Below are 13,921 nucleotides of genomic sequence, written 5' to 3'. Positions count from 1 at the left end.
TTGACCCCACGGGACCGGCCGGTGGCGGCGTGACGCTGTGGGACGCGACTGCTACCCTGCCCAACCGCCGGGGCACCCGCCCCTTTCCCGCCCGTCTGATATGGCAGCGCCCGTGACTCTCCAAGGTATCATCCAGGACATCGTCGACGAGATGCGGGCCGCGCCCGATCGTGGCAAGGTCGCGACCTACATCCCCAGCCTGGCCAAGGTCGACCCCGCCAGGTTCGGCATGGCGGTCTATACCGTCGATGGGGAATGCCATGCCGGCGGGGATGATGAGGTCGGCTTTTCCATCCAGTCGATATCCAAGGTCTTTTCCCTGACGCTGGCCCTGGGCAAGGCGGGGGACCAGCTGTGGGAGCGGGTGGGGCGCGAGCCCTCCGGCACGGCATTCAATTCCATCGTCCAGCTTGAGGCGGAGCGGGGCATTCCGCGGAACCCCTTCATCAATGCCGGCGCCATCGTCGTGACGGATGTGAATCTGGCGGGGCATCCGCCCCGTGAGGCCATCGGCGAACTGGTCCAGTTCGTCCGCTATCTGGCGGAGGATGAATCCATCGCCATCAATGAGGAGGTCGCCCGGTCGGAGGAGCGTACGGGCGAACGCAACCGGGCCCTGGCCCATTTCATGAAATCCTATGGCGTGCTGCGGCATGCGCCCGACCTCGTATTGGGCACCTATTTTCATGCCTGCGCCATCGAGATGACCTGCCGCCAGCTTGCCGCCGCCGGACGCTACCTGATGCTGGATGGCCGCCATCCCGGGGGCGGACGCACCATTTCATCCATACGGGCCCGCCGCATCCTGTCCCTGATGCTGACCTGTGGCCACTATGACGCCAGCGGCGACATCGCGTTCCGCGTCGGGATCCCGGCCAAGTCCGGCGTCGGCGGCGGCATATTGGCCATCGTTCCCGGCCGGGCCTCCATCGCCGTCTGGTCCCCCGGCCTGAACGCCAACGGCAACTCCCAGCTGGGCAGCCTCGCCCTGGAGCGCCTGGCCGAGGCCACGGGGTGGAGCCTGTTTAATCCAGGCCGCCTGTCAGATCGATGACGCGGCGTGGTGCCGGCCTGGACGGAAGAGTCGCGACCGCACCGGGGGTTGCAATCGCATTTTGCGAAGGCGGTCGTTGGTCTCATGCCGTTGGCATTACTTCCGGTCATCCTCGCGCACCTTGCCTTTTCGGATGAACTTCCGCACCAATGACGTTTGTTTCCCGTCATAGCGGTCGCCTTTATGAGTTCTTCCGCCCCCGCCTTCCGGCCTGCGAACCCGGACCAGCTCGACCGCATGGTGCGGGTGTCGTTCCCGCTGGGCTGGCTGGTGTTCGGCATCTTCCTGGCGGCCGTGCTGGGCGGACTGGCCTGGTCCCTGGTCGCCACCGCGCCGGTCAAGGTGGCGGGCAACGGCGTGCTGCAGGGCAGCGGCGGCGTGGCCCTGGTGACGGCGCCCAGCAGTGCTGCCATCACGGCGCTGAAGGCCAGTGTCGGCGGCGCCGTTCATGAGGGGGAGATCGTCGCCGTGCTGGCGGACCCGGTACTGGACGCCCGGCTGGAGACGGTCCAGGCCCGCCTGGCCCGGCTGGAGGCGGAGGAGGGGCGGCTGAAGGACTTCCAGGCCCGCGCCCGGGCGGCCCGCACCCGCGATGACGAGCAGCGGCGCCAGGGGTGGGAGCAGGCCTTGCAGCAGGCCCGCCAGCGGGAGGCGGCGCTGGGCCAGGTGTTGGCCAGCCAGCATGAGCTGATGGGGCGCGGCTATGCCACGCGTGAGCGCATCCTGATGACGGAGAACGACCGCGCCCAGGCCCAGCGCGACATCACCGCCGCCCTGAACGCGCTGAACACCCTGGGCGTGGAGGCGGACGAGCGCGCCATCGAGGATGAGCGCGAGCTGCTGGAGCTGGAGAGCAAGATCGGCCAGGGTCGGCAGGATCTGGCCGAGGCTATGGCCGAACGCGCGGCGCGGACCGAGGTTCGCGCGCCCATCACCGGCCGGGTGATCGAGCTGTCGGCCGCCACCGGCGACCGGGTGGCCGTAGGTTCGGCCCTGATGCGCCTGGTGCCGGAAGGTCGGGTGGTGGCGGGCGACGGGCTGGTGGCTATCCTCTACGTCGCCCCAGCCGATGGTAAGAAGATACGCCCCGGCATGGCGGTGCAGATCATTCCCTCCACCGTTAAGGTGGAGCGTGACGGCTTCATCCATGGCGAGGTCATCCGCGTGTCCGAGACGGCGGCGACGCGGGAGGCGGTGCAGCAGACGCTGAAGAACGACGCTTTCGTCACCAGTCTGATGGCCAACGGTCCGCCGTTCGAGGTGCGGGTGGCCCTGCGGCGCGATCCGGCGACCGTCAGCGGTTTCGCCTGGTCATCATCCCGGGGCGCCGCGCGGCCGGTGGAAAGCGGTACCGTCATCAAGGGCGGGGTGGTGGTGGAGCGCACGCGCATCATCGCCCTGGCCTTCCCCGCCATCGAACCGGTGCTGGACGCCCTGGGGCTTGATCCGTGACGGCAGCGGCGGCGGTATCGGGCGCGATCCGGAAGGTGATGGCGGCACGTCCACGCCCCATTCCAACGGTTTTCCAGATGGAGGCGGCGGAGTGCGGCGCCGCCTGCCTTGCCATGGTGCTGGCCCACCACGGCAAATGGGTGCCCCTGCCGGAGTTGCGCGAGGCCTGCGGCGTTTCCCGCGACGGCAGCCGCGCCTCCAACATCGTGCGGGCGGCCCGGGCCTATGGGCTGGAGGCTAAGGGCTTCCGCTGTGAGCCGCACCACTTGGCCGACATCGCCATGCCCTGCATCGTCTTCGTCGGCCTCAGCCATTATGTGGTGCTGGAGGGCATGGCGGGCGGCAGGGTGCAGCTGAACGACCCCGCTGCCGGGCGCCGCGTCCTGACAGCGGCGGAGTTCGACGCCCTGTTTTCCGGCATCGTGCTGACCTTCCAGACGGGGGCGGATTTCCGTCGATCCGGCGCCGTGCCCAGCACCTGGCGCGACATCGCGGCCCTGGTGGCGGGAACGAACGCCCCCCTGGCGCTGGCGGTGCTGGCGGGCGTCGCCCTGATCCTGCCTGGGCTGGTGGTGCCGGCGGCGACGCAGGTGTTCGTCGACTATTACCTTGTGCAGGGCCAGGCGGACTGGGGCATGCCCCTGTTGGGGGTGTTGCTGGCCACGGCGGTGGTGCAGTGGGGACTGACGGGCCTGCAGAATGGCCTGCTGGTGCGCCTGCACACCCGCATCGCCATCCTGGCGGCCGGCCGCATGGTCTGGCGCATGCTGCGCCTGCCCGTGCGCTTCTTCGGCCAGCGCCACGCCGGCGCCCTGGCTGGCCGCGTGGACTTGGCCCGTCCCCTGGGCCTGCAGGCGGCGGAACAGCCGGTGAAGGCGGCGCTGGCCCTGGCGTCCAGCGTCTTCTTCACCCTGGCCATGCTGCTCTACAGCCCCATCCTGACCCTGGTCACCCTGCTGGCCGCCGCCATTCCCATCGCCGCCCTGGCGCTGACGCAACGCCGGCTGGAGGAGCGGGTCCGCAAGGCCGGCATGGCGGCCATCAAGGTGCATGGCCGGGCCATCCAGGGCATCGGCATGGTGGAAACCCTGAAGGCCAGCGGTACCGACGACGTGTTCTTCGGCCAGTGGGCCGGCCTGCTGGCCGCCCTGGTGCGCGACCGTCAGGCGGCCGGCCGTATCGAGGCGCTGCTGGGCGCCGTGCCCGACGGTGTCATGCTGCTGAACCGGGGCCTGGTGCTGGCCCTGTCCGCCGGCTTCGTCATCGCGGGCAACATGACGGTGGGCGAACTGGCCGCTTTCCAGACCCTGATCACCGCCTTCGCCGCTGCCTTGTCCACCCTGATGCGTCAGGTCACCAGCCTGAAGCAGGTGCGCGGCCCGCTGGATCAGCTGGCCGACGTCGCCACCACGCCCCTGGCCTGGGAATTCGCGGGCGACCGGCCGGACGCGCCGGCGGCACCCGCCATCCGCGATGGCGCCAAGCTGAGCGGCGCCCTGGCCGTCCGCGACCTCACCTTCGGCTACACCCCTCAAGGGGCGATGGTGGTCAACGGCGTGGATCTGGACATCGCTCCCGGCGCCCGGGTGGCCCTGGTCGGGGCGTCGGGCAGCGGCAAGTCCACCGTCGGCCGTCTGGTGGCTGGGCTGTTCGACCCGCTGGGCGGCCACATCCTGTTGGATGGCCATCCCTTGCGCGCCGTGCCGCGCGACCGGCTGCGCGCGTCGCTGGCCATGGTGGACCAGGATATCCTGCTGTTCGAGGGCACGGTGCGCGACAACCTGACCCTGTGGGACGAGGCCGTGCCCGAAGCCCGGATCATCCGCGCGGCCAAGGACGCCATGATCCACGACGACATCGTCGCCCGCGTCGGCGGCTACGGTGGCCGGGTGGAGGAGGCCGGCCGCAACTGGAGCGGCGGCCAGCGCCAGCGGCTGGAGATCGCCCGCGCCCTGGTGATGGAGCCCAGCTTGCTGATCCTGGACGAGGCCACCAGCGCCCTGGACCCGACCATTGAACAAGCGTTGATGGACAATGTCCGCCGTCGCGGCTGCGCCTGCCTGATCATCGCCCACCGCCTCAGCGCCATTCGCGACTGTGACGAGATCATCGTCCTGAAGGATGGCAGGGTGCTGGAACGCGGCGGCCATGAGGCGTTGATGGCGGCGGGCGGCGCCTATCGCCAGTTGGTGGAGTCGTGAGCATGGAGGATGCCGACCGGCTGGAGGGGGAGGAGCGGGCAGCCCGCGATCGCCATGCCGGCCTGCTGGCCCTGCAGGCGCTGAGCGGGGTATTGGGGGGCGGGGTATTGGGACCGGACCGCGGCGCCACTCACGCGTCCCTCTTGGCTCCCCTGTCGGAACAGCCCCTGGTATTGGCCTTCGCGCATCTGGGCGCGGTGCTGGGCTTTGAGGTGCGCCTGCCGCCCCGCCAGCAGGAGGGGGCGCCGATGCCGGCGCTGGAGGCGCTGGCCCGGGCCAGCCGCGTGCGCCTTCGGGGCGTCCAACTGGATCCCGGCTGGTGGCGGCAGGACAGCGGCGCCTTCCTGCTGCTACGGCCGGCGCCGCTGTCGCCCCTGGCGCTCAGCCCCGGCGGGCGGGGCCGCTACACCGTTTATGACCCCGACACACGCGTGGCGCGGCCGCTGCCGGCGGCCGAGGCGGTACTGCTGGCCGGCCAGGCCTACGCCCTGTACCCGCCGCTGCCGGACCAGGCACTGACGCCGGGCAGCCTGGCCAAGGGGTTGCTGCGCGCCCGGATGGGCGACATCGCCACCCTGGCCGGCGGCACCCTGCTGGCCGGCGTGTTCACCATGGGTGTGCCGCTGGCCATGGGCTATCTGCTGGAAGGCGCCATCCCCGACAGCAATCTGGGCCGGGTGGTGCAGGTGGCCGTCGCCCTGGCCTTACTGGCGGTCATGACCCTGCTGCTGCGCCTGGCCACCCAACTGACCATGCTGCGCATCGAGGGGCTGGAGGGCAGCCGGGTGCAGGCGGCGGTGATGGACCGCCTGCTGCGCCTGCCCACGGGCTTTTTCCGGGGCTACTCCACCGGTGACATGGCAACCCGGGTCATGGCCGTGGCCCGCCTGGAAAAGACGCTGACCGCCTCCACCATCAACGCCGTGATGACGGGGATGGTGGCCTTGGTTTCCTACGCCGTCATGCTGGGCTATTCCTGGCGCCTGGGCCTGGTGGCTATCGCGCTGACCTTGATGTTGGCCGTCGTGACCGTGGTGCTGGGCCTGCGCCGCGTCCGGCACGAGGCGGCGGCCATCCGGGGTGACGCCCGCATGTCCGGCTTGACGCTGGAACTGGCCAGCGGCATCGCCAAACTGCGCCTGGCGGCGGCGGAGGACCGGGCCTTCCTGCGCTGGGCGCGCCTGTACGCCGAGGCCAGCCGCGCCCAGTTCGGCGCCGACCGGGCGGCCGGCCTGCTGGACACGGTGGGCGTGGGCTACCAGGCCTTCGCCACGGCGGCGCTGCTGGCGGCCTGCGTCATGGGCGGCTGGACCGACACCGTCGCCCTGGGCCTGCTGGCCGCCTTCGTCACCGCCTTCACCGCCGCCCTGGAGGGCCTGCGGGGCCTGGCGGCGGCCGCCGTGGAAATGGTGGGCCTGGCGCCCATCGTGCAGCACGCCCGCCCCATCCTCCAGGCCCTGCCGGAGGCGGCGGACAAGGCCGACCCGGGCACGCTGACCGGCGCCATCGAGCTGTCGCGCGTCACCTTTCAGTATAAGCCGGACACTCCCCGCATCCTGGACACCCTGTCGGTCAGCGTCCGGCCAGGGGAGTTCGTGGCCTTCGTCGGCCCGTCCGGAACGGGCAAGTCGACGCTGTTCCGCCTGCTGTTGGGCTTCGAGCGGCCGGATGCCGGCCTGGTGCTCTATGATGGCGTCGATCTGGCGGGCCTGGATCTGCGGGCCGTGCGCCGACAGTGCGGCGTGGTCCTGCAGCACGGCCGCCTGATGCCCGGGACCTTGATGGACAATGTGCTGGGTGCCGCCACTCACCTGGGGCAGGAGGCCGCCTGGGACGCGCTGGCCCAGGTGGCGCTGGCCGACGAGGTGCGGCGCATGCCGATGGGCCTTCACACCCTGATCACCGACGGCGGCACGGGCCTGTCGGGCGGGCAGGTCCAGCGCCTGCTGCTGGCCCGTGCCCTGGTGGCACGGCCTCGGATCATGATGCTGGATGAGGCGACCAGTGCGCTGGACAACCATACCCAGGCAGCGGTGACCGCCAGCCTGGACAAGATCGCCGGCACCCGCCTGGTCATCGCCCACCGCCTCAGCACCGTGCGGCGGGCCGATCGTATCATTGTGCTGAACCAGGGCCGGGTGGAGGAAGAGGGCGCCTTCGATACCCTCATGGCCCGCGACGGCTTCTTCGCCGCCTTCGCCCGGCGTCAACTGACGCGAGACACCTGACGGGGCAGCAGCACGTCGCAGGCGAAGTCCGGTGCCAGACGTCGGACCAGCAGGTGGCCCAGGCCGGCATGGCCTCGGAACAGGGCGGCATCGTCGGGTGCGCCCGCCACGTCCGCCGCCATCAGTCGGCCCCGTCCGGCCGCCCAGTCGGCCAGCCGGGTGTTCAGGGCGGTGTCGATTTCATCCTCCACGCCCGGCAACCGGGCGGCCAGCGTGGCCAGGATCTCCAGCCGTCCGGCCTCGCCACAGCACAGGTCGTCCACTTGGCCCAGGGAGGATGCCCGCAAGGTCGCCAGTGCGGTGTGCAGGTCGCCGGCCAGCCAGCCGTCCTTGTCCCCCATCAGGTCCATCAAGAGCGCGCGGGCCAGGGCAATGCCGGGCGCGCCATGGCACCATGTGGACGAGCTCTGCTGACGGCCTGCCCGCCAATCGCCGGCGGCCGGATTGAACAGCGTGTTCTCATAGGCCACGGCCTCCCATGCGGCGGCGTGGCACCGGGCATCGCCGGTGGCCGCATGGATGTGGGCCAGGGCGGTGGCGATACCGGCGGCGCCGTGGGACAGACCGGCCAATCCCGCCCGCCGGCGCCCGGGCCAATGCCGCCCGCCCACGCCATCGGTTTGGGAGGCGGCCAGCAGCGCCGCTCCGCAGGCGGTCATGGCCTGGGCAACGATCGGCCCGGGATTCAGGACGGCCAAGCCCCAGGCCAGGCCGGCGGCACCGTCCATCACATCGGACGCATCGCCCACCGGCCCATTCTCGATCGCCAGGGCCTGGGGCGTCGCGACCGCCAGCGCCAGGGCGTCGTGGGCCAGGGCCGGGTCGTCCAGCAGCCTCGCGCACCAGGCCAAGCCGGCGATCATCCCCCCCAGACCGCGCCCATAGCCGGGCCCGAAGCGGCGGGCCAGGCGTGGTGCTTCCCCCCGGTGGATGGCGGCCCGCAAGGGCTGCTGCGCCTGCCGCGCCAGGTCCAGCAGGCGCTGGTCGTCCAAGGCGCGCCCGGTCTCCGCCAGGAAGACGGCAATGCCACCGGCGCCGTAGCATAGGCCGGGCCCCGCCGGGGCGGTCAGGGCCGGCATCTGCTCCCATAGCCGCACCCAGCACTGCGTTCCGGGTTCCTGAGCCACGGCCAGACCGGCCACCCGGTCGGCCAGCGCGCGCAGGGTGGTGCGGACGTCGGGGCTTGGGATGGCTTCCGCCACGAAGCCCACGCCCTGGGGAGGCAGGGCGGGGGGGCGCAGGGCGGCGCGCAGCAGGGCCGTTGTCCGGTTGATCGCACCGTCATCCAATGCGGCGAAGGCCGCCGTCACCTGGTCGTACGGGGGGATGGCGAATACCGGGCCCAAGGGGCTGGCGGCCGTGCCGGCGGGTTCAACGCTCCAGGCCACGCGGTCGCCGGGACGGAAGGTGAAGGCCGGGATGTCCAGACGGTCCAGGGCCCGCGCTTCCGCCGCCAGCGCCCGCCGCCAGGCGGCCGGATCGCCCAGCAGTGGCGCGCGGCCTGCGGCCCGCGCCAAATGTCGGGTAAAGGCGGCCTCATCCTTGGCCCCCTCGCCGATCAGCGCGGGTGCCAGGACCAGCCCATAGAGGTTGGTGGCGGCCAGCAGCAGGCGGCAGCGGCTATTACGAAACCGAGCCAGCGCGCCCTCCGGCGCCATCAGCGCCGTCTTGTGTGCGACCAGGGTGCGCAGGGTGGCCTGGAAACCGTTCAGGACCGCCGCGCTGAAATCCCGTACGTCCAGGGGGACGCCGCCCAAGCTGGGACCGGGGGTGAAGCTGGGCACCGGCTGTTCGCCCAGGTGTAGCCAATCCGTGCCGGCGTGACGCACCACGGTTTGCGGCCTAAGTGCCAGGGGGCCGGAGCCGGCGGCGGCCAGGGGCGCCAATGTCGCCCCACCGTCGAAGGAGGTGTAGACCGGCAGGATGCCGTTGGTGAACAGGTGTGGGTCGTCAAAGGGATCGGCCACGCCCAGATCCGCCGGGCCGGGCTGAAACAGGCATTCCAGGTCGACAATGACGGGAAAGAGGCCCGCCGGGATCAAGTTGTCGGGATGGATGTCGCTGCCGCGCAGCAGGAACATGAGGGCCAGAAGGCCGCCGCACCGTTCCATATAGGCGTGCGCCCCGGCCGCATCGGGCAGGGGGGCAGGGTTCACCCATTCCATCCACCCATGGTCGCCGCCGTCCATCACCCACGGGACGCGGTGGGCCGGGGCGGTGCCGGCGACGTTCAGCCAGTCCAGCAGGTGCCCGAACGCCACCTCCGCCGCCAGGGCGCGGGGCTTGTAGGCGATGCGCGTGCCGTCGGCCAAGGTGACGCGAATGACCGTGCAGCCGCCGCCATGGGGGTCGGACAGGCCGGGGGTGAGGTCGATCACCGCCGGCACGGCGCCCCGCCACGCGGGATGTCGGACGGCCAGGGCGGGGGCGTCCTGGTGGAAATGGCGGGCGAAGGCCGTGATGGCGTCCACCCAATCGGTGCACATCCGGTCCAGGCGGTGGCGCAGCACGGGCCAGTCGGCCAGCAGAGCAGCGGCTTGCGGTCCCTGCGCGGCCTCGGCGAAGGCGCGATAGCGGTCGCGGGGCACCCAGGCCGGTGGCTCATCATAAAGGCGGGCGATGGCAGGCACTGCTTCCGCCGCCTGGAACGCCGCCGTCAGGGCCGGGCCGGCAATCTCGCCCAGGCGGGCCGCCAGCGCCCGTGTCGCGCCCCGCCTGGCCGGCAGCGGCAACACGATGCCGCCGGCCAGAGACCGGTCAAGATGCTCCGCCGCCCGGTCGACCAGCGGCGCCAGGATGTCCAGGAACGGGATGTCCAGGAGCGGGGTGTCCACGGGCGACGCCGTCACCGCGGGCGACTTGCCCGGTCTTACTTGGTGAAGATGCAGTAGCAGCCTTTGGTGTATATGCAGTAGGGGGAGCCGCCGCCGGAAACGTGATCCAGCGCATCGTCGTCCAGCGGTTCCATCTGCGTGGGCGCGCTGCCGGCCCGGGCGGCGAAGACGCCCTCGATCTCATCGGCGGTCAGCTGGATGCCGCGCGTGGCCGCGAAGTCCGCCAGCGCCTTGGCCGCCGCCTTCACATCACCCCCGCCGGCTATGCCCTTCAGTATTTCCGCGTCCGAGGCGATCAGGGCCTTCAGCTTTTCCAGTTCCGACTGCGACATGACATCATCCCCCACCAGTGTCCGGTCCCGGATACACGGTAAAGAGCAAGGCATCAATACGCCGGTAAGTTGCTATCGCTTTAGTGCGGGGTAGCGGGGGCGGACTTTCAAAGGCCACCTGGCCTTCAGAAGTTGGCGGCCAGCAAAGCCATAGGTCCGTCTTCAAAGAACCCCTGGGCGCGGAGAGTCCAAGCCTCGCAGGCTGTTCGCCCCCACTTCCGCGTGGGAGCCGGCACGGCATCAGAAAGATGTCTGATACCTGCGAAACCCAGTTGCGTCAGGCCAATGCCATGTGCCATATGTTCACCCCGCTTGCGGCGCCCTGATTTTTTCAAGGGGTGGCGTATCCTCCGCAAGCGAATACAGTATCTTGTACCCCTGCGGCACAGTCTGCCGTAGAATGCCATCCCCGAGGGTGGCCGCACATAGGGTGGATCACCCTCCATCCGCCTCATGTCCCCTTCGTCTAGAGGCCTAGGACACCGCCCTTTCACGGCGGCGACACGGGTTCGAATCCCGTAGGGGACGCCACGCTTCCAGCGTTTCGGCTGGATTTTGCGGGACAATCTGGGACAGAGGGATCCGCGGGACGCCAGCGGAAGTACATTCCCATAGCGACGATCACCCTCGGAAGAGCCGGGACGGCTCGCCGCGGCCGCGGGTGCCGATGAGGCAAAGGGCGGCTGCGGGAACGGCGCCTCCGCGATCATGGGCTCATCCATCCGCTGGTCAGGCGCCGTGGCTTCCGCATGCGCGGTTACCTTACAATTGGAAAGGTGCTTTCCACCCCTGAGGGGAAGCGCCGATACCATTAAGCCTTTCGCGCCCTCAATTTTTTGCCTGGCACGCTTTTTGCCCAAATGTCACCGATGCGGAGCGAGACAGCCCCGCCGGGGACGTTGGAGGAAATGCCGGAATGGCGAGCGAGACGTTTTACGAGGTGATGCGCCGGCAGGGCATCACCCGGCGAAGCTTCACCAAATTTTGCAGCCTGACGGCCGCAGCGCTGGGCCTGGGTCCCTCCTACGCCCGGGCCATCGAAACCGCCATGGAGACCAAGCCGCGCATCCCGGTGCTGTGGCTGCACGGCCTGGAGTGCACCTGCTGTTCGGAAAGCTTCATCCGGTCGGCCCATCCCCTGGCCAAGGACGTCATCCTGTCGATGATCAGCCTCGACTATGACGATACCATCATGGCGGCGGCGGGCTTCCAGGCCGAATCCATCATCGACGAGACCATCGAGAAGTATAAAGGCAACTTCATCCTGGCGTGCGAGGGCAACCCCCCGCTGAACCAGGAGGGCATGAGCTGCATCATCGGCGGCAAGCCGTACCTGGAACAGTTGAAGAAGGCGGCCGACCACTGCAAGGCCATCATCAGCTGGGGCAGCTGCGCCAGCTGGGGCTGCGTTCAGGCCGCCCGGCCCAACCCCACCCAGGCGACACCCATCCACAAGGTGCCCGGCTTGCCGGCGAAGCCCATCATCAAGGTGCCGGGCTGCCCGCCCATCGCCGAGGTCATGACGGCGGTCATCGCCTATATCCTGACCTTCGACCGGTTCCCGGAACTGGACATGCAGGGCCGGCCGAAGATGTTCTATTCCCAGCGCATCCATGACAAATGCTATCGCCGCCCGCACTTCGATGCCGGCCAGTTCGTGGAAAGCTTCGATGATGAGGGCGCGCGCCGCGGCTACTGCCTGTATAAGGTCGGCTGCAAGGGCCCGACCACCTACAACGCCTGCTCCACCGTGCGCTGGAACGGGGGCCTCAGCTTCCCCATCCAGGCCGGTCATCCCTGCATCGGCTGTTCCGAGGACGGCTTCTGGGACAAGGGCGGCTTCTATGAACGCCTGAGCGATGTCCATGGCTTCGGCATCGAGGCCAACGCCGACAAGATCGGCGGCACGGCGGCCGGCATCGTCGGCGCCGCCGCCGCGGTGCATGCCGCGGCCAGCGCGGTCAAGCGCGCCCGCTCCAACAGCGGTGCCAACGATAAGAGAGAGGGACGGGACTGATGCCCACGCTTGCGACACCCAACGGCTACCAGCTCGACACCAGCGGCAAGCGCGTCGTGGTCGATCCGGTCACCCGCATCGAGGGCCACATGCGCTGTGAGGTCAACCTCGACGGCGACAACGTCATCCGCAACGCCGTCTCCACCGGCACCATGTGGCGCGGGCTGGAGGTCATCCTGAAGGGACGCGATCCGCGCGACGCCTGGGCCTTCACCCAGCGCATCTGCGGCGTCTGCACCGGCACCCACGCGCTCACCTCCGTCCGCGCGGTGGAAAATGCCCTGAACATCCAGATTCCGGAAAACGCCAACAGCATCCGCAACATCATGCAGCTGTCGCTGCAGGTACATGACCATCTGGTCCATTTCTACCACCTCCACGCCCTGGACTGGGTGAACCCGGTCAACGCCCTGAAGGCTGACCCCAAGGCCACGTCGGAACTGCAGCAGGCCGTCTCGCCCCACCATCCCAACAGTTCCCCGGGCTATTTCCGGGACATCCAGACCCGCCTGCGCAAGTTCGTGGAATCCGGGCAGCTGGGGCCCTTCAAGAACGGCTACTGGACCAACCCGGCCTACAAGCTGCCGCCCGAGGCCGACCTGATGGCGGTGACCCATTATCTGGAGGCGCTGGATTTCCAGAAGGAGATCATGCGCGTCCGCACCATTTTCGGCGGCAAGGACATCCATCCCAACTGGCTGGTGGGCGGGGTTCCCTGCGCCATCAACCTGGATGGCGACATGGCAGCGGGCGCGCCGGTGAACATGGCGTCGCTGAACTACGTCTCTTCCATCACCGATCGCTGCATCGAGTTCGTGGAGAACGTCTACATCCCCGACATCATCGCCATCGGCGGGTTCTACAAGGACTGGCTGTACGGCGGCGGTTTGTCGAACAAGTCGGTGCTGGCCTACGGCGACATCCCCGACCGGGCCAACGACTACAGCCCCCGCAACCTGCTGATGCCCCACGGCGCCATCATCGACGGCAAGCTGTCGGAGGTGCACCCCGTCGACCTGACCGATCCCGAGCAGGTGCAGGAGTTCGTGCCCCACAGCTGGTACAAGTACCCGGATGAAAGCAAGGGCCTGCATCCCTGGGACGGCGTGACCGAACCCCATTACCAGCTGGGCCCCAACGCCAAGGGCACCAGCACCAACATCGTCCAGCTGGACGAAGGGGCGAAGTACAGCTGGATCAAGGCGCCGCGCTGGCGCGGCCATGCCATGGAGGTGGGGCCGCTGGCCCGCTACCTGGTCGGCTACATGCAGGGCAATGCCGAGATCAAGGATCAGGTTGACCGCACCCTGGTGGCGCTGAACGTGCCGCTGGACGCGCTGTTCTCCACCCTGGGGCGGACAGCGGCGCGTGCGCTGGAGGCCCAGTGGGCGGCGCGCAAGCAACGCTATTTCCTGGACAAGCTGATCGCCACCATCAAGGCGGGCGACACCTCGACCGCCAACACGGCGAAGTTCGATCCCAAGACCTGGCCGTCCGAGGTCAAGGGCGTGGGCTTCACCGAGGCGCCGCGCGGCGCGCTGGCCCACTGGATCCGCATCAAGGACGGCAAGATCGATAATTACCAGTGCGTGGTACCCACCACCTGGAACGGCAGCCCGCGCGACAACAAGGGCAATATCGGCGCCTTCGAAGCGTCGCTCATGAACACCAAGGTGGCCCGTGCGGAAGAGCCGGTGGAAATCCTGCGCACGCTGCACAGCTTCGATCCCTGCCTGGCCTGCTCCACCCATGTCATGGGGCCGGACGGGCAGGAATTGGCCGAAGTCAAAGTCCGCTGAACCA

The 13,921-nt window shown here is 69.3% G+C and carries 8 protein-coding genes and 1 tRNA gene; 7 read left to right on the top strand and 2 right to left on the bottom strand.

Annotation, left to right across the window (positions count from 1 at the left end; translation table 11 throughout):
* The first annotated feature begins 112 nt into the window (after nt 1-112).
* From FBZ87_RS11275 to FBZ87_RS11260, 4 genes are all read left to right on the top strand, one after another.
* Complete coding sequence (locus FBZ87_RS11275) at nt 113-1,054, top strand: glutaminase (protein WP_040843375.1); 942 nt, start codon at nt 113-115, stop codon at nt 1,052-1,054.
* 183 nt (nt 1,055-1,237) lie between these two features.
* On the top strand, nt 1,238-2,506 hold the full coding sequence (locus FBZ87_RS11270) for an NHLP bacteriocin system secretion protein (RefSeq protein ID WP_145610397.1): 1,269 nt from the start codon (nt 1,238-1,240) through the stop codon (nt 2,504-2,506).
* Nucleotides 2,507-2,544: 38 nt separating this feature from the next.
* Nucleotides 2,545-4,707, top strand: a complete 2,163-nt coding sequence (locus FBZ87_RS11265; RefSeq protein ID WP_145610396.1) for an NHLP family bacteriocin export ABC transporter peptidase/permease/ATPase subunit — start codon at nt 2,545-2,547, stop codon at nt 4,705-4,707.
* Nucleotides 4,708-4,709: 2 nt separating this feature from the next.
* Nucleotides 4,710-6,935, top strand: coding sequence for an NHLP bacteriocin export ABC transporter permease/ATPase subunit (locus FBZ87_RS11260; RefSeq protein ID WP_145610395.1), 2,226 nt, complete (start codon nt 4,710-4,712; stop codon nt 6,933-6,935).
* Here FBZ87_RS11260 and FBZ87_RS11255 read toward each other — a convergent pair.
* Together FBZ87_RS11255 and FBZ87_RS11250 are read right to left on the bottom strand one after the other, a co-directional pair.
* Nucleotides 6,914-9,769: a type 2 lanthipeptide synthetase LanM family protein gene (locus tag FBZ87_RS11255; RefSeq protein ID WP_186454701.1), complete on the bottom strand. Its 2,856-nt coding sequence runs from the start codon at nt 9,767-9,769 to the stop codon at nt 6,914-6,916. The two genes, FBZ87_RS11260 and FBZ87_RS11255, sit on opposite strands and share 22 nt — an antisense overlap.
* 35 nt (nt 9,770-9,804) lie before the next feature.
* Complete coding sequence (locus FBZ87_RS11250) at nt 9,805-10,101, bottom strand: Nif11-like leader peptide family natural product precursor (protein ID WP_145610393.1); 297 nt, start codon at nt 10,099-10,101, stop codon at nt 9,805-9,807.
* 455 nt (nt 10,102-10,556) lie between these two features.
* On the opposite strand from FBZ87_RS11250, the gene FBZ87_RS11245 reads away from it, so the two are divergent.
* The 3 genes from FBZ87_RS11245 to FBZ87_RS11235 all read left to right on the top strand — a co-directional run bounded on the left by FBZ87_RS11245 (nt 10,557) and on the right by FBZ87_RS11235 (nt 13,917).
* A tRNA-Glu gene (locus FBZ87_RS11245) sits at nt 10,557-10,632 on the top strand.
* Nucleotides 10,633-11,017: 385 nt separating this feature from the next.
* Nucleotides 11,018-12,118 (top strand): hydrogenase small subunit, encoded by a 1,101-nt coding sequence (locus tag FBZ87_RS11240; RefSeq protein ID WP_145610392.1) that lies wholly within the window; start codon nt 11,018-11,020, stop codon nt 12,116-12,118.
* Entirely contained in the window at nt 12,118-13,917 is a 1,800-nt protein-coding gene (locus FBZ87_RS11235) for a nickel-dependent hydrogenase large subunit (protein ID WP_145610391.1), read from the top strand. The genes FBZ87_RS11240 and FBZ87_RS11235 overlap by 1 nt, the downstream gene beginning before the upstream one ends.
* Nucleotides 13,918-13,921: the final 4 nt, after the last annotated feature.

Source organism: Nitrospirillum amazonense (assembly GCF_007828035.1).
Classification (GTDB): domain Bacteria; phylum Pseudomonadota; class Alphaproteobacteria; order Azospirillales; family Azospirillaceae; genus Nitrospirillum; species Nitrospirillum amazonense.
The sequence above is the reverse complement of the archived record's forward strand: the minus strand, read 5'-3'. Positions and strand labels throughout refer to the sequence as shown.